This is a genomic window from Paenibacillus sp. FSL P4-0081, assembly GCF_000758565.1.
In the GTDB taxonomy this organism is placed as follows: domain Bacteria; phylum Bacillota; class Bacilli; order Paenibacillales; family Paenibacillaceae; genus Paenibacillus_AQ; species Paenibacillus_AQ phytohabitans.
Map to the genome: position 1 here is coordinate 1,628,741 of NZ_CP009280.1, position 20,134 is coordinate 1,648,874.

Consider the following 20,134-nt stretch of genomic DNA (forward strand, 5'->3'; position numbering starts at 1 on the left):
ATTAAAGGGATAAATCCCTCTGATTCCGCTGAAAGTGGGCGGTATGAGGAAATTAAAGGGATAAATTCCTCTAATTCCGCTGGAAGTGGACGGTATGAGGAAATTAAAGGGATATATCCCTCTGATTCCGCTGGAAGTGGACGGTATGGGGAAATTAAAGGGATAAATCCCTCTGATTCTGTTGAAAGTGGGCGGTATGAGGAAATTAAAGGGATAAATCCCTCTGAATCCGCCGAAAGTGGGCGGCAGGAGGAAATGAAGGGCAAAAGTGCCCCTGAATCCGCCGAAAGTAAGCGGCCTATAATCTACATAAGCTGCACAGGCTGCATAAGCCGATGAGTTTGTTCGTCTTCGTGTTGTGGGAGGGGGAGCGGCGGGAATCGGGATGCAAAGGGACGGCTGCTGTTTTATAATATACAGATTGAGATACTCTGAAATATTGCACAATGAAGGAGGGCGGGCTTATGGATACATTGATTTTTGGGGGAACAGGGGATGCCATGGGCGTACCCCGGGTCTATTGCGACTGTGAAACCTGCACGGAAGCAAGAACGAGCGGCCGAAATAACCGGCTGCGTTCTTCTGTCTTTATAGATAACGGCAGCGGCTTTCTGACGATTGACTGCGGACCAGACTGGCGCAAGCAGATGGAGCTGCTGGGGCACCGCAGCATGCAGCGGTTGCTGGTGACGCATGCTCACTTTGACCATATCGGCGGATTGCCGGAATGGGCGGACAGCTGCCGCTGGATGGGCTTCAGGGGGGAGCTCTACGCTCCGGCGGAGGTGATTCCCGTGATCCTGCGCCAATACCCGTGGCTAAGTGCTCATATCGACATGATTCCCTGCGATGACGGCATTACACTGGACGGCTGGCAGATCAGCACGTGGCGGGTCAACCATGGCAAGAACGGCTACTCTTACGCCTTCCGGCTGGAGAAAGAAGGTTATGTCTGGGTCTACTGTCCGGACTCCATCTCCCTCACACCGGAGGAAACCAAACATATGCACGGAGCAGACCTGCTGGTGCTGGGAACAAGCTTTTATTACGAGGCGGCAGAATTGTCTACGCGTTCTGTATATGATATGACAGAAGCAGCAGACCTGCTGGAGATTGTGCAGCCGCGCCGCGCGGTATATACGCATATGTCCCATGATGTGAATCTGGAGAAGGATTATATTCTGCCGGAGAAGGTCACCCTTGCCGTTACCGGGATGAGGCTTCCGCTGTATCGCGAGGAGTCTTGAACAGCCGGATCAGCGGGTGACTTCAGCATGAACGATCCGTGTATATACAAACAAAGAAGCTCCGGATCTCCCGGAGCTTCTTAACATGCAACCCTAATTATTCTTGCCCAAGCAGCTTCTCTGTTTTGGATAAGAAGGTATCCAGTGCTGCAGCGAAGTCAATATTCATCCGTTCAGCCAAAACCATCAGCCACCACGCACATTCGCCAAGCTTATGCTCCAGTTCAGCTGCAGTATCCCCTTGAGCCAGCCAGCGCCCCTGCTGTGACATGGTCAGACGGCCCACCAATCCGGCATCTGTCAGGAATGCCAGTGCATCCTCTTCGACTGTCCACTCCTTATCATGATGCTGCCGTTCCAATTGATGATAGAGCTGTCTGATTTGAGCGGAACGTAATGCCGCCTCGTTAATATTCATATCTATTGCACTTCTCCCCTATGGCAAGTTAGTATATCGCCTGCCCAATATAGCACGCCTAATTAGACGGCATTATGTCATATTAGAATATGACTCCTGCTTAATATGACATAATGTAGTCCTGTTACAGGGCGTATAGTGGACTTGTGAACTTGGCCGGTAGCCGGGCTGGCAGCGAAGATGACGGACAGGAGTGAGTATACTAATGAGTCAAAATGAACCATCAATACCACAGGTTATTATTGATTATATGGATGCTTCCAATGCACACGACGTCGAGGCCTACATGAATACGTTAACGGCAGATCTGCTGTAAGCGCGGGTGAACATATACATGACAACACTGCAGCATGATTTTGAGCTGGATAATGCAATTTTTTTCGGCAGCTATGTTCTGGTTATAACAGAGGGGAAGATGACTGGCGGAGGGCGTGTGAACGGGTATGATGAGAATGAGGTAGTGGTGGGAGGACGGCAGCATTCGCGGCGCACCTCAACGTTCATTCTTACGCAGCCTCCGCAAATTCAGATAGACTTTATTTAATGCTTAGTCAGAAGGAACTCCGCTTCAGAACTCGAATATCTAACGTAATCGGCTAGCTGACAATGTGATGATGGAGAGGAGTCGGATGCGATGATAAAAGGTTTCGGAGGAATATTCTGGAGAACTACTAATCTTGAGTCTGTAAAAAAATGGTATAGTGATGTGCTGAAGCTTGAAATCAACAACTGGAATGGGACTGTGATTAATCCCCAATCCGGGGATGAGACGATCTTTTCGTTCTTTGCGGAGGATGACAGTTATTTTCCAACCGACCAACAGGTGATGCTGAATTTCCAGGTGTATGATATAAACGAGACTATTCAGCACTTCGAAACAATAGGCGTACCGCTTGCCAAGGAACAAGAGAGCAGCGAATACGGCAAGTTTGTGTGGATTAAAGATCCTGACGGGCGGCTGATTGAGCTTTGGGAGAAATAGAAGGTAGAAATTCAATTTCATACGGCGAATCTGTTAAAAAGGGACTTCACCCGGCGGCGCCTGCCGCAGGTGAAGTCCTTTTATTGTAATAATAAATTTGAAAAGTTATCAGGGTCCATGAGAGGCCCCGCTTTATGGGGGGATTGCGTTAGTTCATCGTCATGCCGCCGGTGACATTGATTGCCTGGCCGGTCATGTAGGAGGCGAGCGGGCTGGCGAGGAACAGCACTACGTTCGCTACATCCTCCGGCTCAGCCGTCCGGCCGAGCGGGACCTGCGAACGGTCCTCGGCGAGAATATCCTCCGGTGTCATTCCGCGCAGGGCAGCACCTTCCACACGCTCGCGCTTCTTCATGTCCGTCTCGACGATCCCCGGGCAGACCGCGTTCACGAGAATCTGCTCCCGGGCCAGCTCCAGCGCCATGACCTTGGTGAAACCAAGGACCGCATGCTTGGAGGCTACATAATTGCCCATGCAGCGGTAGCCGTTCTTGCCCGCCTGTGAGGCAATATTGATGATCCGGCCGCCGCCGCCTTGGCGGAGCATCTGGCGCGCCCCGGCCTGGGAGACCAGATATACGCCCTTGGCGTTGATATCCATTACCTTATCCCAGTCTTCCTCCTTGATGTCAACGGCAAAGTCCATCGTCGATGTCCCGCTGTTGTTCACCAGGAAGTCGATCCGGCCAAAAGAATCCACCGCACATTCAACCAGCCGCGCGGCATCCTCACTTGACGTGACATCGATGCGGATCTGCACCAGCCGCTCATGGATCTGTTCCACGCCAGGCTTACAGGCGATATCGCCAATCACGACATTCGCACCAGCCTGCAGGAATAAATCGGCAATGCCTTTGCCGATTCCGGTCAGCCCCCCGGTGACTACCAGCGTTTTTCCAGTAAAATCGATGTTCAGCATGGCAGCAGGCTTCCTCTCATTCTAGCTTCTGAAGGGATCATCGCTGATTCCGGCATCCAGGACCTGTCTGGCGTACTCTTGGGCGCTGAATAGGGAATGGTCTCTATAGTTGCCGCATTCCAGTGCAGAGACCGCAGGAACAACCTCTGTATCCAGTACTTTATGCAGAACTTTGGTCAGCGCGGCAGCAACATCGGCAGGGTTATGCTCATCCCAGATAATCAGATAGAAGCCGGTCCGGCAGCCCATCGGCGAGATATCAATAATGCCCTCCAGCTCATCACGCAAATAAGTGGCCAGCAAATGCTCCAGGGTGTGGACAGCGGCAGTAGGCAATGCATCCGCATTCGGCTGCAGGAAGCGCAAATCATATTTCTGGATGGTGCTGCCTTTCTCATTCTTCTCCGTACCTGCAACCCGCACATAAGGGGCCTTTACCTTCGTATGATCCAATTGGAAACTTTCAACCTTCGCCATGTTATTCCTCTTCCTTTCAAGCTTTTCATATCAAACTATCACAACGTATAAAAGATGTAAATAGACAAAGCCGATTAATCCAATCATCTTAATTAAAATGTGTTGACATGAATATTAATGCATTGTAACATATGAATCAACTTAATTCTGATGCTTTTACTAGGTTTAATTGTCGGTTGTTGTTGCCGGATCGTCTGGCTTGGGTTTCTGCAGAAATATCTACATTGGGGGAGAAATTACATGTTGAAGAAAAAATGGATTCATTCCGCGCTGTTAGTCATTGCCACCACTTTGGTTATCGCAGGCTGCGGTAATAACAGTGAAGCTTCCGGTTCAGGCAGTAATTCCTCCGAACAAGAGAAGAAGACGCTGCGCATCAGCTTCAATCCCGGACCTTACAGTGACCAGTTCAAGAACGGTGTTGCACCCTACCTGGAGAGCAAGGGCTACACCATTACTTATAAAGAATTCACCGATGGTATCCAGCCCAATGTTGCCGTAGCGAATGACGAGATTGACGCCAACGTGTTCCAGCATTCGCTGTACCTCGAATCTATCAATGAGCGTGAGAAAATCGACCTGGTAGGTGTGGTGAAGGTGCCTACTCCGCCGATGGGCCTCTATTCCAAAAAACACACCAGCCTGGATGAAGTCAGCGACGGCGATCAGGTCAACCTGCCGAACGAACCGGTGAATATGCTCCGCGCGCTTAACGTCCTGAAGGATGTGGGCTGGATTACACTGAAGGAGGATATTGATCCGCTGCAGACTTCACTGGCAGATATTACATCCAATCCCCACAATCTGAAGTTCATCGCCACTGAGCCGGCCCAGGGCCCGCGCGCACTGGAGGATGTGGATTACGCTGCTATTCAGGGGAACTTCGCCGTCTCCAATAATATTAAGCTGACCACGGCATTGCAGCTGGAGAACATGACGGACCCGTTCACGAATATCGTGGCGGTCGACAGCAAGAACAAGGATGCCCAATTTGTCAAAGATATTATCGAAGGCTACCATTCTGCTGAGTTCCAGGAGTACATCACGTCGAATCCGGATTATGAAGGCTACAAGCTGCCGGACTACTTTACGAAATAACAAACCATTATAGCGCTGCCTGGTGATCTGTCATTTCCCTGTCTGGGAGAAGTGGCAGATCGCCTTTGTATATTCCAGCCTGAAGCTTGAAGTCTCAGAGATCTTGTGAAGAGGTGTAAGTGTATGGATTTTGAACCCGCTAATGTTGTAAAAGAGTTGTCCGGGAATTACTTTAACGCGCTGAAAGCCAGAATCGCCGATTACCGCAGCAAAGGGATAGACGTGATCGATCTGGCCAGCGGCAACCCGGATCAGCCCACGCCGCAGCCCATAATTGATGCCCTGAAAGCGGCAATCGATAAACCGGAGAATCAGGGCTACCCGCCGTTTTACGGTAAAAAAAGTACGCTAGAAGCCATCGCCGTCTTCTATGAAAGGGAGTATGGCGTTGAGCTTGACCCGGAGCATGAGGTCGCTGTGTTCACTGGCTCGGGCATTGGGGTGGTCGGCATCCCTCAGAGTCTGCTGAATCCGGGGGATCTGATGCTTACCGCCGATCCGGCTTATCCGGCCTATCATGCCGCTGCCCAGCTGGCGGGAGCCCGGGTTCATACCCTCTCTGTCTATGAAGAGGACGGCTACCTGCCGGAGTACGGGCGTGTTCCTGAAGAGATCCTCCGGCAGGTGAAGCTGCTGATGCTGAACTATCCCAATAATCCGACCGGGGCGGTGGCTACGAGGGAATTCTGGGAACGGACGCTGGAGCTTGCCGCCCGCTATAAGTTCCCGGTGCTGAATGATTTTGCCTATGGCGCGTTCGGCTTCGACGGCCACAAGCCGCTTAGCCTGCTTCAGCATGCGGACGGCAAAGTCTATGGAATTGAAACCTATACTGTGTCCAAAACCTACAACATGGCAGGCTGGAGGTTCGGCTTCGCCGCCGGCAACGCTTCGATCATTGCTGCCTTGAAGCATTATCATACGCAGGCGTACAGCACCGTGTTCGGTGCAGTGCAGGATGCGGCAGCGGCGGCTCTGCTCGGACCGCAGGATGCGGTGAGGCGGCTGGGAAGCCTGTATCAGCGGCGGCGCGATGTGCTGGTAGAGAGACTTCGGGGCATCGGCTGGGAGGTTCCGGCTCCGCAGGGCACCTTCTTCGCGTGGTTCAAAGTGCCTTCAGGCTATACAGCGGAAACCTTCGCCCAGCGGCTGCTGGATGAAGCGCAGGTGGCTGTGGCGCAGGGGGAAGGCTTCGGAGAACAAGGAAGGCAGTATGTGCGGCTTAGCCTGGTGAACAGCGAGGACAGGCTGAACGAAGCGGTAGACCGGATAGACGCGGCGGGTATTTTCAAGCAGACGGTGGTCACGGACCTGAGGGGGGCAGCTCAGCATGATTGAGCTAAGAGATATTTATAAGACGTTTGAACGGAAGGGCCAATCCATTGAAGCTTTGCGCGGGGTAAGCCTGCATGTGGACAAGGGTGATATTTACGGGGTTATCGGCTACAGTGGTGCAGGTAAAAGCACCCTGATCCGGCTGGTCAACTATCTGGAGCGGCCGACAAGCGGTGAGGTGCTAGTGGAAGGTGAGCCGCTGGCGGAGTACAATCCGGCGCAGCTGCGTGCGGCCAAGAAGAAGATCGGCATGATCTTTCAGCATTTCAACCTGCTGGAATCCAAGACCGTATTCGACAATATCGCGATTCCGCTGGTGCTGCTGAAGCGCAGCAAGAAGGAGATACAGGACCGGGTCACCGAGTTGCTGAAATTCACCGGGCTGGAGGATAAGGCGAAGAGTTATCCCAAGGAGCTGTCCGGCGGCCAGAAGCAGCGGGTGGGCATTGCCCGGGCGCTGGCTACCAATCCGTCGATCCTGCTATGTGATGAAGCGACCTCGGCGCTTGATCCGCAGACGACCAAATCCATTCTGGAGCTGCTCAAAAAAATAAATAAAGAGTACAACATCACCATTATGATCATTACGCATGAAATGGCTGTCATACAGCAGATCTGCAACAAGGTTGCCGTGATGGAGCAGGGGGAGATCATCGAGCAGGGCAAGGTGCTGGATGTGTTCGGCAGTCCGCATCACCCCACTACGCAGAGCTTCGTGCAGACGGTTATTCATAACAGTGTGCCGCAAAGTGTGCTGAATACGCTGAAGGCCGAACCGGGGCGGCGGCTGTTCCGGCTGAAGTTCGTTGGAGGCACAGCCTCGGAGCCGATTATTAACAGCCTGATCCGCAGATTCGAAGTCAATGCGAATATCCTGTTCGCCAACATGACGGAAATCCAGCAGACAACGCTGGGGACAATGATTCTGCAGCTGCACGGCGAGCATACAGTGATTGATCAGGCGGCGGCTTTTATCGTCAGCCAGGGTGTGGACATTCAGGAGGTGGAGGTTTAATGCTGGATACAGTGATTACCTCGGAGCAGCTGTTTCAGGCGCTGCGGGAAACGGTGGTTATGGTTGGGGTTTCGTTGTTTTTTGGAGCGCTGCTGGGGATTCCGATCGGTATCATCCTTGTTATTACACGTCCGGGCGGTGTGCTGCCGAACAGAATCATCTATTCGGTGCTTAATCCGATCATTAATATTGTCCGTTCCCTGCCATTTATCATCTTGCTTGTAGCTATTATTCCATTCACGCGGCTGCTTGTGCACACCTCTATTGGCACCAGCGCAGCGATTGTACCGCTTGTTGTATACATAGCGCCTTATATTGGACGCCTGGTCGAGAACTCTCTGCTTGAGGTTAGCCCGGGGATTCTAGAGGCTGCGGAAGCGATGGGAGCGACTACGTTTCAGGTGATCTGGCATTTCCTGCTGCCGGAGGCGTTCGGGTCGCTAATCCTGACGATGACCACGGCGATGATCGGACTCGTCGGGGCCACAGCAATGGCGGGAACGGTCGGGGGCGGCGGGATCGGCGATCTGGCGATCTCGTATGGCTACCAGCGGTTCGACACCTTCGTCATGATCGTTACCGTGGCCATTCTAATTATTTTCGTTCAGGGCATTCAGTCTGCAGGGAACCGGCTGGCTCGTAAGGCGCGGCGGGACTAGGAATGAGGCTGAGGTGGTTGTTAGGCTGAGCGTAGGATTACAAAACTTAAGCGGATGCTTCCGAAGCAAGTTTTGTATGAAGGTGATTCAAGAAGCGTAGGATTACAAAACTTTGAAGGAGGGTCCATTATGGCGGAACGTCTTATCGTGCGCGCGGCACCGCAGGAATTCGTCTGCCGGGAGGGCAGCTGGAATGACCTGGAGGAGCATCTGCGCAGACGGGGAATTGAGCGGGTACTGGTGGTGCGCGGTGTGAAGTCCTGGGCGGCGGCCGGGCGGTATTGGCCGCAGCTTGACGGAACGGAGATCCATTATCATGTCTATGGCGGAGAATGCACCTACGGGGAGCGTGATGCCATAGCCGGTTACGCGGCCGAGCATCAGCTGCAGGCGATTGTTGCTGTAGGCGGCGGGAAGATCACGGATGTGGTCAAATCTGCTGCAGCCAAGCTGAATCTGCCGGCGGTTATTCTGCCGACGCTGGCCGCTACCTGCGCCGCCTGGTCCTCACTGAGTGTGATGTACGATGCTCAGGGCGCTTACATCCGCTTCGATGTGTTCCCGCGCAGCAACGCGCTGGTGCTGCTCGATCCGGCCGTCATCGCCGCTTCACCTCCAGAGCTGCTGGCAGCCGGCATTGGCGATACGCTGGCCAAATGGTATGAGGCTGACGCCATCATCCGCCATCTGCCTGCGCCTCCGGTTGAAGTGGAGCTGGCCTTGTTCACGGCGCGTAAATGCCGTGATCACCTGCTGGAGTACAGCGCAGCAGCGCTCGCGGCCGTTTCGGCGGGAGTGCTGGATGATGCGTTGACCCGGACGGTAGAAACGATCATCATGGTGGGCGGTCTGGTCGGCGGCTTCGGTGAAGATTACGGCCGAACTGCCGGTGCGCACTCCGTCCATGATGCGCTTACGGCTATCCCGGAGGCCCACAGCCTGCTGCATGGCAGCAAGGTGGCTTACGGTGTGCTGGTTCAGCTTGCGCTGGAAGAGAACTTCGCGGAGATAGAAGAACTGCTACCGTTCTACCGGCAGATCGGCCTGCCAGCCAGTCTGGCGGATATGGGGCTGGACTTCCTGACTCCGGGCGATCTGCTGGAGCTGGGAGAACGTGCGGCGGCGCCGGAGGCCTCCATTCACAGGATGCACGGCGTGATTACTGCCGCGCGGATTGCGGATGCGGCGGCTGAACTGGAGCGGTTCGTTGGCAGCTGGCGCCGGGATTCCGCCGGAGGACCGGGACGGGCGTTAGGTACCGGTGAAGTGGCTCAGACAAACGATACTGCAGGAGCAGGGTATGTGGACGAAGCTGGCTGGAAAGTGGACACGGACGATAGCTATCAAAGAGGGCAGACGGCGTCCGGTGTGCGTCAACAAAATATCATGGTCAGGGGGCAGTAACATCATGAGTATTGCGATTATCGGCGCAATGGAAGAGGAAGTAGCGCTCTTGCTGTCACGGATGACGGGGGTGCGCAGCCTGAAGGCAGGCGTGGGAAGAATTCATTCCGGCAGGCTGAACGGGCTGGATGTGGTTCTGCTGCAGTCCGGCATCGGCAAAGTGAATGCGGCAGTAACTACAACGCTGCTGCTGGAGCGGTTCCACTGTGAGCTCATCATTAATACCGGCGCTGCCGGTGGCTTGGCTCCGGAGCTTAGGGTTGGCGATGTGGTCATCGCCGAGGAACTGATCTACAGCGATGTGGACGCAACAGCATTCAGCTATGCCTATGGGCAGGTGCCGCAGATGCCGGACCGTTATCCGGTCGCGGGCGATCTGCTGGCTGCGGCGAAGCAGGTGATTGCCCGCACTTCCAGGGCGGAGGCAGTCGTCACCGGACTGATTACTACGGCGGATTCGTTCATCAGCCGACCGGAGCGGGCCGATGAGATCCGCAGCCGCTTCCCTGCAGCTAAGGCTACAGATATGGAAGGTGCAGCGATTGCGCAAACCGCCTACCAATTCGGTGTGCTGTTCCTTGCTGTCCGTGCGATCTCCGACATAGCCGGATCAGAAGCGGCCGGATTATTCAAGTCGCATCTGGAGCTCGCCGCCACCAACTCGGCGGAGATCGTTACGGAGATTCTGGCACTGTATACGGCGGCGGAGACTCGTGGCGCGAAGTGAGTGCCTGATAGGTGACTAAATTCTAAGTGACTGAATACTAAGTGACTAAATAATAAGTGACTGAATACTAAGTGGACGGACCAGTAACAGTGAGCAACTGGCCTGAGCAACTACTATCGGCCAATTTACTAAGAAGAACAACTACTATAAACCGCACTATTGATCAAAACCAAAACAAGTATCCGGTCAACACTAGCAATTGTTGTACGTATTACAACTTGGCTCCCCAGAAAGCAACATGATTGGACAGATTGTTGTATGAAATACAATAATTGTCCCTTTAAACCGTTTGGATGAGCGGGAATGATGCCTTTTATACAACAATTTTGGATTTCGCTCGATATTAGGAAGGAATTGTTGTATTCCGTACAACATTCACTGAGGAAAGGTAAGTATGCGTAAGTATTCAAGTTCAGCCTATAGAGTTGAATATAATAAACTTGTGTAGCTTGAATTGAAGAAGACAATAACAGATGAGAATAACTGAGGGGGATTTTGGAACTGTAGGAGCGCCAGCGACCGCCTTTGTCACCGGATTCTACCGCTAAAAGCGGTAACAATCAAGAAATCTGGTGACAACAGCAGCTGAAAGTCCAAGTATTCACCGCAGTTATGAACAACATCCCAATTGGAATAATTTCAAGTTCAATCTACCCGGAACCGCCTGTGAGTACTGAACGGAGCTGCTGAAGAGCTTTGTTCGTGGCTTTAAGAGCGGTTTTTTGCTGTGTAATAGTTACATTTTTCAGCCCCAAGACCGACCCGCGAATCCGCCTGCCGCCGCTGGGCGCTTTCCCGCAAGCTCTGTAAACTAAAGGCATCCAAGCACGGAATGTAAATAAACAATGAGCCCGCCTTCCAATTTTAAGCAACTAATGTGTATTTTTCATTATTTCCAAGAAAAGGAGGACGCACTATAATATAACGATATTCGATTATAGTGGAGGATGAATTTGGTATGAGTGAGAATTTGCTTCCAATTCTACTGGATATTCCAGAGAGCTTTGAAACGGAGCGCCTGCTCGTCCGGGCTGCGCGGCCGGGAGACGGGGCGGAAATGAATAAGGCGATCGGAGAGAGCCTGAACGAGCTGAAGCCGTGGATGCCTTTTGCCCAGAGCATGCCGGCGGTGGAAGAGACCGAGGTCTATGTCCGGGAGTCGCGGGTAGCGTATCTGAAGCGCTCGACACTGAATATGCAGATCTACAGCAAGGTGGACGGCACATATATCGGCAACATCGGCCTGCATCATATCGACTGGGATTGCCGCCGTTTCGAGACAGGCTACTGGATTAGGAGCTCCTGCGCGGGCAACGGATACATCACGGAAGCGGTGAACGGAATTACCGCCTTCGCAATACGAGAGCTGGAGGCCAGCCGGATTGAGATCCGCTGCAGTGCGCGGAATGCCAAAAGCGCTGCTGTCGCCGAGCGTGCCGGGTTCACGCTGGACGGCATTTTGCGCCGGAGCACACGCGAGGCGGACGGGGAACTCCATGACAGCAAAGTGTACGCTAAGGTGCGGGGTGTTGAATTCTAAAGGGAGATGATGATGTGAAGAAGAAGAAAGGTGCTTTTGCCAGATTAAGTACATACATGCTCAGACATAAGCTGATTTATAGCATATTACTGCTAGTTACCCTGTTTAGTATTGTCCTTGATCTGACGATGGCCTGGTTCCTGTCCCGGATTACGGATGCGGCGGTCCGTCTGGACGTAGAGGCTTTTACAGACCTTGCCTGGTTCGGAGTTATATTCTTGACGGTCGCCGGAATCAACACCTTTCTAAGTGTGTATCTCAAAACCAATATCTCGGCCAAAATCAGAAATGAACTGCGCCAGGACATGATGGGACATACCCTGGCTTTGCCGCAGTCTTATTTCGACCGCAATCATTCAGGCGATCTGTTGTCCCGGTTCACGAACGACAATCAGTCGGTCGGTGAAGCCTGCGGACATGTCATGATGGACCTGCTGCGCAATCCGCTGCTGGCGGTGGCCTCCTTCGCTTATCTGATCTATATCAACTGGCTGCTTGCGCTGATCTGTCTGTCCGTAGGGCCGCTGCTGTTCCTGACCGGCAAAATATTCGGCAATGCGATGCGTGCCAACAGTGTGCGGGTACAGGAAAATATGAGCAGAACGACGGCTTTTCTGAATGATATCCTGGGCAGCAGCATGGTGTTCAAAGCGTTCTCGATTGAGCGCAGGCTGCAGAAGCAGTATATAGAATATAGTGAGAGCATTGCCTCCGGGGAGAAGAAGAAGGCGAGAATCGAAGGAGCAACGGGGGCGATCTCCTCTGTACTGGGCAACCTTACCTTCCTGCTTGCGCTGGTCATTGCCGGGTGGTTTGTGGCCAAAGGTTCGCTTGAGGTCGGGGCGATGATTGCCTTCATCCAATTGATGAATTATCTGGTGGGGCCGTTCTCGGTACTGCCGGGCCTGGTCGCTTCCATGCAGCAGTCGCTGGGTGCGGCGGAACGGATTTTTGAAGTGATGGATGCTGCTCCCGAGGTTGAGGTACTGCCTGACCAGCAGATGCAGCAGCCTGATTTCAATGTGCTACAGCTCGCAGACCTGTCATTCGGATATCCGGAGAGTGAGAAGCAGAGTCTAAGCAAGGTTAATCTGGAGTTAATGCGCGGAAAGCAGATGGCCGTGGTGGGCCCGAGCGGCGGCGGTAAATCAACGCTATTCAAGCTACTGCTCGGTTTCTATAAACCGGATGCAGGTGAGATTTCAATTAATAATCAGGCGATTGCCGGGATGCCGCTTGAGCAGCTGAGAAGTTATTTCGCCTATGTGCCTCAGGAGTCGGGTCTGTATACCGGAAGCATCCGTGACAATATCGGTAACGGCAGACCGGGCGCTACGGAAGAAGAGATTATAGAAGCGCTGCGGCAGGCGAACGCTTATGATTTCCTGATGGAACTGCCGGAAGGCATCCACACCGATATTGGTGAGCATGGTTCGAGATTGTCCGGAGGGCAGAGACAGCGTCTCTCCATTGCCCGAGCGATGCTGAAGAACGCGCCGATTCTGCTGCTGGATGAAGCTACGGCGGCTCTCGACAATGAGTCGGAGAAAATGGTCCAGCAGGCGATCCGCAAGCTGATGAAGGATAAAACAACGCTGGTCATCGCCCACCGCCTCTCAACCATCCAGAATGCCGATATTATTCTGGTGATGGAGAACGGGGAGATTGTGGAGCGGGGCGGACATGAGGAGCTGCTGGCGGCAGAGGGACGGTACTTCGAGCTGTATAATTCCCAGCTGGAGCAGGAGGCTGTGGAGGAAGGGCAATATTCTTCTTTGGGCGGTGAGAGCTTGAGCAGCGGCGGAACGGCCCCCCTCAAGCAGGAGACAGCTGCAGCAGGTACGTTATAATAGTCTTCTTCAGCTATGTTCTTGGCTTTCAGCATGCGCTACGCGCTACTTGGCAGAGAGAGCGTCAATCGCTTGAACAGCCAGCTTCAAGGCTTGGAGTCTTCTTTCTAAAAGAGTTTGTTGTGGACTGCGAGCCTTGGATTTTGCGTAACTATGTTCAACAGATGGAGTTATTTCAATCAGAACTTTGCGGGCTTCTGCTATATCTTCATGGGAGTACTGATGAGGTTGTTGATTCCAGACGTTCTCCAGAACCGCTAAGCCGATGCGTGAAGCATTGAGCCGTTTCTTTACCAGCGTAATGTTTGTGCCTTTTTGAGTCATTTGAGCAAAGGCATTTTCAAGTTTTTTGATGGTCGATTGCCAAGATTTAATGGATTCGAGCTGGTCCGCAGCAGATACTTCTTCCATGGATGACCTTCCTTTCTTCTTGGATTATAAAAGGTGGCTTACAGCGGTTCAATAAACTGAACCGCTGTAAGCCACCTTTGTCATATAAGATATCCGCTCAGAGAGGTATGCCTGTTATTCTGCACCGAGAATGAATTTATCGATGGCGAATTTCACGCCGTCCTCATTGTTGCTGAGGGTAACGAAATCGGCAATTTCCTTCAGGGCAGGAATGGCATTCGCCATAGCGACACCGAGGCCGGCGGCTTCGAGCATCTCGTGATCGTTCCAGGAATCGCCGACAGCGATGGTCTCGGACAGCTCGCAGCCGAAATGCTTAGCCAGGAATTCAAGCGCCAGGCCTTTGGTGCCTTCGTGATGCATGATTTCCAGGAAATGCGGCTTGGACTTCGTGATGTGAACCGAATCACCGAGCAGGTTGCGCAGGATCGGGGACAGCTCATCCAGGAAGGCCGGATCGTCGATGATGAGCATTTTAGGTGTTTTTTGCGGGACCAGCTTCTCTTCCCAATTAGGCTCAATGTAGTACTGGGTCTTGTTCAAGGCAGCATAATCGATCAGCTTCTGGTTCTCCTCACGGGCATACAGCTTGTCGTCGATGTAAGTCTGCAGATGCAGGTCATGCTCCACACAATACTGGAACAGCTTGCGCACCGCATCCTGCGGTACATAACGCTCATAGAGCACTTCCTCGTCCAGCAGATTCTTAACGAGTGCCCCCTGATAGGTGATGATCGGCACATTCAGTCCGGTCTGGCGGGCAATCGCCTGGGCGGAAGCATAAGCGCGTCCGGTAGCGAGGGTAACCACAACGCCAGCGGCAACAGCCTGTTCCAGCGCAGTTTGGGTGGCAGGGGTAACTTCCTTGTCGTCATTAATCAGGGTGTCGTCAATATCGATAGCAATCAATTTGTACATTTGGGTTCTCTCCTAAAAGGTTGGTTTAGTCCGGCTTTCCGGGGAATCTTCTATAAGAAGGGGAACGGAAGCACGACTTTTTGTCTGAAGCATGTAACTATAAAATGCTGCTAGCCCTCCGCCTGCGTCCGCGCCGGATCAGGACTCAGCTCCGCCATCAGCATGGCGGCAAGAATGCATCCACAGCCTAGCGCAGCAGACAGGCCGAGTGTCTCTCCGCCGAAGAGCAGGCCTGTTACTGCAGCGAATACCGGCTCTGTGGCATAAATAATCGCCACCCGGGACGGGGTGGTGTATTTCTGGCAGGCGGTCTGAATCCAGAAGGCGAAGGCGCTGGTCGGGCCGATGGAGATTAGCATGGCCCAGAGCACTTCCGGCTTCGCGAGCAGCTCCCCGCTGTGCATAAGCGGTGCGGGGCCATCCACCAGAAGGGTGGCCAGAACGCTGAACAGGCCCACAAAGGCAAGCTGCAGCGCGGCCAGCGGCAAGGCCGGATAACGCGGCGCATATATGCCGGTATACACGATCTGCAGCGCAAAGAAGGCAGCGCAGAGCAGGATCAGGCCATCGCCCTTATTAAGGGAGAACGCAGAGCCGGTGAAGGTCAGCAGATACAGGCCAACCGCTGCGAGGCCGGCACTGAACCAGGTGTAACGGGATATGGCATGCTTCAGCAGCGCCAGAGACAGGAAAGGTACAAGTACCACCGACAGTCCGGTAATGAACCCTGTATTGGAGGTGGTGGTATACAGCAGTCCCATGGTCTGGAAGCCATAGCCCAGGAAGAGCAGCAGGCCCAGCAGCAGAGCATGCAGAACCATACGTAAGCTTAGCTTCTTCCATTCCTGACGGTAGAAGACGGCGGTAATTAGTGCAAGCAGCAGGGCGGCGCCTGTAAACCGGATGCTGTTGAAGGCAAGTGGCGGCAGTACCCGGACGGCAGATTGCACAATAAGAAACGTACATCCCCACATCATCGCCACCAGCAGCAGACTTAGATCGGCGATTCGGGAGCGGTTCACAGGGTGTCATCCTTTCAGGGCCGTATGAGTTGTCCAAATTGTATCCTAAATCAGGGGGCAGGACAAGCCGAAACTGCGTAGCGGCCGTGTCCGCACGGGATGAAGGAGGCCTGTAACCCGTTATACGCTGGACAAAAAAGGAAAGCCTTGGTATACTTCGATAACCGCACACTTGTTCTTATTTCGGGCATCCAGAATCATTATACTCTCATATGAAGGAGCGGATTCACCATGATGGGCAAATCCCATTTAGTTATCAGCACCGGGGTTACCTTGTCCGCCATGAGTTTGCTTGGGCTTGAAATCACTCTTCCGGCCGTCGCCGTTGCGGTGGTCAGCTCGCTGCTGCCCGATATCGACGAGCCGAATTCACTGCTGGTACGCAAGGCAGTTCCCGAGTTTCTGCTGCGTATCCTTCAGGTATCCCTGATCGGGGCAGCTATTTATCTTTATTTTGCCGGAATCGCTGCTCCGCCGTGGAATATTGCCCTGGCTCTGCTGGTCGGCAGTGTGTCTTTCCTGCCGGGCCGCAGGCTGAGGCATCTGGTGATGCTGCTGATTGCGCTGGCGCTGTTTGCTTTTGCCGATGCCTATGATCCATGGAACTATATTGCCGCCTGTGTGCTGGTCGTAGCTTCCGTTGTCCCGCACCGGGGAATCACGCATACGCTGTATGCCGTGGCCGGCTGGGGGGCGCTGCTGTATTTTGTATCAAAGGGCATGGATGACGGCGGCAGTCTCTGGATTGCCGGGAGTATGTCCTACGGCCTGCATCTGCTGGCCGATTCCCTGACCCAGCGCGGAATTACGCCGCTGCCCCCGCTGCCGGTCAAGCTGCGGCTGAAGCTGATGAGCACCGGCACGAAGAAAGGTAATGCAGTGGAGAAGGTGTGCGTAATGCTTACGCTGGCGCTGGTTGTCTATGTTTTTGTGCTTACGCCTTCTTTGGTGTAAAGGGCAAGCAAGAGCTGGGCAGCAGCTTAAGAGATGAACAACGAGATAAGAGATGGACGGCAAGACAAGAACCCCACGATCAGCTGCGCAGGATGCGGCAGGATAGCGGGGTTCTTTTTACTGTATAAGTACCTGCTTGCCGGAGTGGTGTCTGCGGTGCAGAGCCCTACTCCTCAAGAAATACCAGACCGATGAAGTCCTCCGGCTCAATGCGGCCGAAGTAATGCTTCAGATCGAGATCAGCCAGTGCCTCTCTGACCTCAGCTTCCGCATAACGTTTGCCGCGCAGCGCGTTCTCCACATCCGCCACATCGCCGACACCGAAGAAGTCCCCGTAGATTTTGATCTCGCGGATGATGGAATCCTCAATGTCCATGCGGATATCCACTAGACCGGCCGGGAATTTGCGGGTGTGCTTCACATTGCTCTTCGGCGACAGGCCGTAGTTCCAGTCCCAGTTCTGGTAGTGTTCCTTGGAGATTTCATTGATCCGTACCCAGTCATCCATTGTCAGCTTGTACTGGGGAACCTCGGACGCCTCCATACCGAAGATGGAACGCAGCAGACCTTCGCGGAACTCCTCAATCGTCATATCGGGGTTGCCCAGCAGCTCCTTGATATTGGCTACACGGCTGCGTACGGACTTGGTGCTCTTCGACTTGAACTTCTCGGGATTTACGTTGAGTGAAGCCTGCACATCATCCAGATTAAGGTCAAACATCAATGTGCCGTGGCTGAACATGCGTCCGCGTGTGGAGAACTGGGCATTGCCGGAGATTTTCTGCTCCCCGACCTGAAGATCGTTGCGTCCACTCAGCTCGGCATTCACTCCCATCGACTGCAGATAATCAATCACAGGCTGGGTGAATTTGAGGAAGTTATGGAAAGACTGTCCGTCATCCTTGGTAATGAAGCTGAAGTTCAGATTGCCCAGATCATGATAGACTGCGCCGCCGCCGGATAACCGCCGTACGACCTGGATATTGTTGTCCTTCACATATTCCTGGTTGATCTCTTCGATGGTGTTCTGATGCTTGCCGATAATAATCGACGGGCTGTTGATATAAAAAAGCAGATAGCTCTCGTCCATCGGCAGGTTCTTGAGTGCAAATTCCTCAATTGCCAGATTGACCGATGCGTCTGTAATTCCGGTGTTATCGATAAAAAGCATAGTGATTCCTCCGCTTGGCCATAGTAAACTGCTGTACTTATTCTAAACTAAAAGAGAGATTTCCACAAAATCGAAAGTTTAACTTATCCGGCTGGCGTTACGCAAGGGCCGCCAGTTTACCCTCCATTGAGGCTGCAAGCGGACTTCTGCCGGCAGAATAAGCTTCGCCCGGTACTTCTCCGCTTGATAAGTGCCAGGGATCATCATGCCGGGCGCACCTGTGCGTTGCTGTAAGAGCATTGACGTACTTCCGGCAATAGGCCGATAATTGGGTGAAGGATTGCTAAGTTTCACACAGATTGTTGTATGAGATACAAGAATTGTCCTGCTAAACCGCTTGGAGGGGACGAAATGCTGCCTTTTATACAACAGTTCTGGATTATTGGCGGGATCATGCGGAGAATGTTGTATTATGGGCAGGATTATTGCAGCGGCTGATCCGCTACTCAAATAAGTGTAGTTCAATTAAATTAATGAAGTAATGATTGAGCGTAAAGGGAGTGTACTCATGCTTGAAAAATACGGACACGGCGGCGATCTGCTGACAGCGGCCGAGCTATACGGGGAGAATAGCGGCGGCTTCCTGGATTTCAGCGCCAATATTAATCCGCTGGGCCCGCCGCCGGAGGTGCTCGCGCTGCTGCGGGATGCGGTCTCCGCGATTACAGCTTATCCTGATCCGGGACACCGGAGGCTGAAAGCGCTGCTCGCGGAAAATCTGGGAGTGGGCACGGACTGGATTACCGTTGCCAATGGAGCCGCCGAGTCGATGGCCCTGCTTCTGCTGGCGTCGGCCCCGCGCCGCGTAGGCATCGTCGAGCCCTGCTTCTCCGAATACCGCCAGCTGGCGGAGCAGTTCGGTGCAGAGGTTTCATCCGTTCAAGGGACCCGCGGCAGCGATTACCGGGCCTCCGTGGACGAGATCTCCGGCCTGCTGGAGCAGACGGATCTGCTGTTCCTCGGCCAGCCGAATAATCCGAACGGCGTCCAGTATCCGCTGGACGAGCTGCGGGTGCTGGCCCGCAGGGCGGAAGCCTGCGGGACGATTCTTGCCGTGGATGAAGCGTTCATTGACTTCATCCCGGAGGCGGACCGGCAATCCCTGCTGCCGGAGCTGGGGGCTTACCGTCATATGGTGCTGGTGCGCTCGATGACGAAGTTCTTCGCCATTCCCGGGCTGCGGCTGGGCTTCACTGCCGCACATCCGGAGCTTGCCGCGGCAATGACCGGCAAGCAGGTGACCTGGAGCGTGAACGGCCTGGCCCTGCTGGCCGGGGAAGCTTGTCTGCAGAGCGGCGACGGCTACGTGCAGGAGACGCGCGCGCTGATCGCAGCAGAGCGGCAGCTGCTGCGCCAAGGTCTGCTTGAGCTCGGCTGCGAAGTGCCGCCGGGCGAAGCGAACTTCCTGCTGCTGCGGCTGCCCGCTCCGTGGAGCGCGCAGGAGATGCAGCGGCGGCTGGGCGCGGGCGGCATTCTCGTCCGCAGCTGCGCGATGTACCCCGGCCTTGAGCCGGGGCATATGCGCGTCGCGGTGAAGGGCCGGGCGGACAATGCCCGGCTGCTGCGGGAGCTGGGGGCGCTGTTGCGGGCGGGGATCTGAGAGCTGCAGCAGTTGAGAGCGTGCCAGCCACCAGCAGTTAGCGTGCCCAGCCACCAGCCGTCAGCGTGCCAGAAGCCAGCCGCAGGGGGCCAGAAGCCAACAGTTAGCGAGCCAGCCGTCAAAGGTTCTCCGACTCACTTCGCTCGGTGTGCACGCAGCCTCTCCACAAGAAATAAGTGGAAAAAGAGCATTTATTTAGCCTGAACCAGACAATTTCGGGACAGCAGTTGGAAAAAGTACATCTATTCGTCCCGCATCCCCGTTTGGAGGCGGAATCAAGAGAATTAGATGCCATTTTTCCACTTAATAAATGCATATACGGTTAAATCATATAATTAAATGTCATAAATCCACTTATTTAGCCGGCTTTAGCACGGAACGGAACCC

Annotated in this window: 20 protein-coding genes; 13 read left to right on the forward strand and 7 right to left on the reverse strand. The window is 53.8% G+C overall.

Annotated features, from left to right (window positions below; all coding sequences use genetic code 11):
- Positions 1–464: 464 nt before the first annotated feature.
- Positions 465–1,247 carry an MBL fold metallo-hydrolase gene (locus P40081_RS07050; protein ID WP_042134374.1) on the forward strand — a complete coding sequence of 261 codons (783 nt, stop codon included), beginning with the start codon at positions 465–467 and terminating at the stop codon, positions 1,245–1,247.
- 97 nt (positions 1,248–1,344) lie between these two features.
- Here P40081_RS07050 and P40081_RS07055 read toward each other — a convergent pair whose 3' ends face one another.
- On the reverse strand, positions 1,345–1,665 hold the full coding sequence (locus P40081_RS07055) for a MazG-like protein (protein WP_042134376.1): 321 nt from the start codon (positions 1,663–1,665) through the stop codon (positions 1,345–1,347).
- A gap of 334 nt (positions 1,666–1,999) precedes the next feature.
- Between P40081_RS07055 and P40081_RS07060 the strand changes: the two genes are divergently transcribed.
- Together P40081_RS07060 and P40081_RS07065 are read left to right on the forward strand one after the other, a co-directional pair.
- Positions 2,000–2,209: a hypothetical protein gene (locus P40081_RS07060; protein WP_042134378.1), complete on the forward strand. Its 210-nt coding sequence runs from the start codon at positions 2,000–2,002 to the stop codon at positions 2,207–2,209.
- Between the two features lie 90 nt (positions 2,210–2,299).
- Complete coding sequence (locus tag P40081_RS07065) at positions 2,300–2,647, forward strand: VOC family protein (RefSeq protein WP_042134381.1); 348 nt, start codon at positions 2,300–2,302, stop codon at positions 2,645–2,647.
- Positions 2,648–2,795: 148 nt separating this feature from the next.
- Here P40081_RS07065 and P40081_RS07070 read toward each other — a convergent pair whose 3' ends face one another.
- Positions 2,796–3,566: an SDR family NAD(P)-dependent oxidoreductase gene (locus tag P40081_RS07070; protein ID WP_042134383.1), complete on the reverse strand. Its 771-nt coding sequence runs from the start codon at positions 3,564–3,566 to the stop codon at positions 2,796–2,798.
- A gap of 21 nt (positions 3,567–3,587) precedes the next feature.
- Positions 3,588–4,043, reverse strand: a complete 456-nt coding sequence (locus P40081_RS07075; RefSeq protein ID WP_042134385.1) for an S-ribosylhomocysteine lyase — start codon at positions 4,041–4,043, stop codon at positions 3,588–3,590.
- 240 nt (positions 4,044–4,283) lie between these two features.
- On the opposite strand from P40081_RS07075, the gene P40081_RS07080 reads away from it, so the two are divergent.
- From P40081_RS07080 to P40081_RS07115, 8 genes are all read left to right on the forward strand, one after another.
- A complete protein-coding gene (locus P40081_RS07080) occupies positions 4,284–5,141 on the forward strand; it encodes a MetQ/NlpA family ABC transporter substrate-binding protein (protein ID WP_231575299.1) in 858 nt (285 codons plus the stop codon).
- A gap of 123 nt (positions 5,142–5,264) precedes the next feature.
- Positions 5,265–6,479 carry an aminotransferase class I/II-fold pyridoxal phosphate-dependent enzyme gene (locus tag P40081_RS07085; RefSeq protein WP_042134386.1) on the forward strand — a complete coding sequence of 405 codons (1,215 nt, stop codon included), beginning with the start codon at positions 5,265–5,267 and terminating at the stop codon, positions 6,477–6,479.
- Positions 6,472–7,491, forward strand: coding sequence for a methionine ABC transporter ATP-binding protein (locus tag P40081_RS07090; RefSeq protein ID WP_042134388.1), 1,020 nt, complete (start codon positions 6,472–6,474; stop codon positions 7,489–7,491). Before P40081_RS07085 ends, P40081_RS07090 begins: the two co-directional genes overlap by 8 nt.
- Positions 7,491–8,150: a methionine ABC transporter permease gene (locus P40081_RS07095; RefSeq protein ID WP_039296489.1), complete on the forward strand. Its 660-nt coding sequence runs from the start codon at positions 7,491–7,493 to the stop codon at positions 8,148–8,150. Before P40081_RS07090 ends, P40081_RS07095 begins: the two co-directional genes overlap by 1 nt.
- Before the next feature lie 126 nt (positions 8,151–8,276).
- A complete protein-coding gene (locus tag P40081_RS07100) occupies positions 8,277–9,554 on the forward strand; it encodes an iron-containing alcohol dehydrogenase family protein (protein WP_231575398.1) in 1,278 nt (425 codons plus the stop codon).
- Positions 9,555–9,558: 4 nt separating this feature from the next.
- On the forward strand, positions 9,559–10,281 hold the full coding sequence (locus P40081_RS07105) for a 5'-methylthioadenosine/adenosylhomocysteine nucleosidase (RefSeq protein WP_042134391.1): 723 nt from the start codon (positions 9,559–9,561) through the stop codon (positions 10,279–10,281).
- 958 nt (positions 10,282–11,239) lie between these two features.
- Positions 11,240–11,821 carry a GNAT family N-acetyltransferase gene (locus P40081_RS07110; RefSeq protein ID WP_042134392.1) on the forward strand — a complete coding sequence of 194 codons (582 nt, stop codon included), beginning with the start codon at positions 11,240–11,242 and terminating at the stop codon, positions 11,819–11,821.
- Positions 11,822–11,835: 14 nt separating this feature from the next.
- Positions 11,836–13,671: an ABC transporter ATP-binding protein gene (locus P40081_RS07115; RefSeq protein WP_052421709.1), complete on the forward strand. Its 1,836-nt coding sequence runs from the start codon at positions 11,836–11,838 to the stop codon at positions 13,669–13,671.
- Between the two features lie 45 nt (positions 13,672–13,716).
- Here P40081_RS07115 and P40081_RS07120 read toward each other — a convergent pair whose 3' ends face one another.
- The 3 genes from P40081_RS07120 to P40081_RS07130 all read right to left on the reverse strand — a co-directional run bounded on the left by P40081_RS07120 (position 13,717) and on the right by P40081_RS07130 (position 16,022).
- On the reverse strand, positions 13,717–14,082 hold the full coding sequence (locus P40081_RS07120) for a hypothetical protein (protein ID WP_042134394.1): 366 nt from the start codon (positions 14,080–14,082) through the stop codon (positions 13,717–13,719).
- 114 nt (positions 14,083–14,196) lie between these two features.
- Positions 14,197–15,000, reverse strand: a complete 804-nt coding sequence (locus P40081_RS07125) for a Cof-type HAD-IIB family hydrolase (RefSeq protein WP_042134396.1) — start codon at positions 14,998–15,000, stop codon at positions 14,197–14,199.
- A 110-nt stretch (positions 15,001–15,110) separates the two neighbouring features.
- A complete protein-coding gene (locus tag P40081_RS07130) occupies positions 15,111–16,022 on the reverse strand; it encodes a DMT family transporter (protein ID WP_042134398.1) in 912 nt (303 codons plus the stop codon).
- A gap of 231 nt (positions 16,023–16,253) precedes the next feature.
- On the opposite strand from P40081_RS07130, the gene P40081_RS07135 reads away from it, so the two are divergent.
- Positions 16,254–16,976, forward strand: a complete 723-nt coding sequence (locus P40081_RS07135) for a metal-dependent hydrolase (protein WP_039296505.1) — start codon at positions 16,254–16,256, stop codon at positions 16,974–16,976.
- Positions 16,977–17,142: 166 nt separating this feature from the next.
- Here P40081_RS07135 and P40081_RS07140 read toward each other — a convergent pair whose 3' ends face one another.
- Entirely contained in the window at positions 17,143–18,147 is a 1,005-nt protein-coding gene (locus P40081_RS07140) for a lipoate--protein ligase (protein ID WP_042134400.1), read from the reverse strand.
- A gap of 508 nt (positions 18,148–18,655) precedes the next feature.
- Between P40081_RS07140 and cobD the strand changes: the two genes are divergently transcribed.
- A complete protein-coding gene (gene cobD / locus P40081_RS07145) occupies positions 18,656–19,747 on the forward strand; it encodes a threonine-phosphate decarboxylase CobD (protein WP_042134402.1) in 1,092 nt (363 codons plus the stop codon).
- Positions 19,748–20,134: the final 387 nt, after the last annotated feature.

Excerpts from the sequence above, each read along its gene's own strand:
- P40081_RS07065 (WP_042134381.1), top strand. The coding sequence starts at position 2,300 with ATGATAAAAGGTTTCGGAGGAATATTCTGGAGAACTACTAATCTTGAG.
- P40081_RS07105 (WP_042134391.1), top strand. The coding sequence starts at position 9,559 with ATGAGTATTGCGATTATCGGCGCAATGGAAGAGGAAGTAGCGCTCTTG.
- P40081_RS07110 (WP_042134392.1), top strand. The coding sequence starts at position 11,240 with ATGAGTGAGAATTTGCTTCCAATTCTACTGGATATTCCAGAGAGCTTT.
- P40081_RS07075 (WP_042134385.1), bottom strand. The coding sequence starts at position 4,043 with ATGGCGAAGGTTGAAAGTTTCCAATTGGATCATACGAAGGTAAAGGCC.
- P40081_RS07085 (WP_042134386.1), top strand. The coding sequence starts at position 5,265 with ATGGATTTTGAACCCGCTAATGTTGTAAAAGAGTTGTCCGGGAATTAC.
- P40081_RS07135 (WP_039296505.1), top strand. The coding sequence starts at position 16,254 with ATGATGGGCAAATCCCATTTAGTTATCAGCACCGGGGTTACCTTGTCC.
- P40081_RS07125 (WP_042134396.1), bottom strand. The coding sequence starts at position 15,000 with ATGTACAAATTGATTGCTATCGATATTGACGACACCCTGATTAATGAC.
- P40081_RS07095 (WP_039296489.1), top strand. The coding sequence starts at position 7,491 with ATGCTGGATACAGTGATTACCTCGGAGCAGCTGTTTCAGGCGCTGCGG.
- cobD (WP_042134402.1), top strand. The coding sequence starts at position 18,656 with ATGCTTGAAAAATACGGACACGGCGGCGATCTGCTGACAGCGGCCGAG.
- P40081_RS07090 (WP_042134388.1), top strand. The coding sequence starts at position 6,472 with ATGATTGAGCTAAGAGATATTTATAAGACGTTTGAACGGAAGGGCCAA.
- P40081_RS07120 (WP_042134394.1), bottom strand. The coding sequence starts at position 14,082 with ATGGAAGAAGTATCTGCTGCGGACCAGCTCGAATCCATTAAATCTTGG.
- P40081_RS07140 (WP_042134400.1), bottom strand. The coding sequence starts at position 18,147 with ATGCTTTTTATCGATAACACCGGAATTACAGACGCATCGGTCAATCTG.
- P40081_RS07055 (WP_042134376.1), bottom strand. The coding sequence starts at position 1,665 with ATGAATATTAACGAGGCGGCATTACGTTCCGCTCAAATCAGACAGCTC.
- P40081_RS07070 (WP_042134383.1), bottom strand. The coding sequence starts at position 3,566 with ATGCTGAACATCGATTTTACTGGAAAAACGCTGGTAGTCACCGGGGGG.
- P40081_RS07050 (WP_042134374.1), top strand. The coding sequence starts at position 465 with ATGGATACATTGATTTTTGGGGGAACAGGGGATGCCATGGGCGTACCC.
- P40081_RS07080 (WP_231575299.1), top strand. The coding sequence starts at position 4,284 with ATGTTGAAGAAAAAATGGATTCATTCCGCGCTGTTAGTCATTGCCACC.
- P40081_RS07060 (WP_042134378.1), top strand. The coding sequence starts at position 2,000 with ATGACAACACTGCAGCATGATTTTGAGCTGGATAATGCAATTTTTTTC.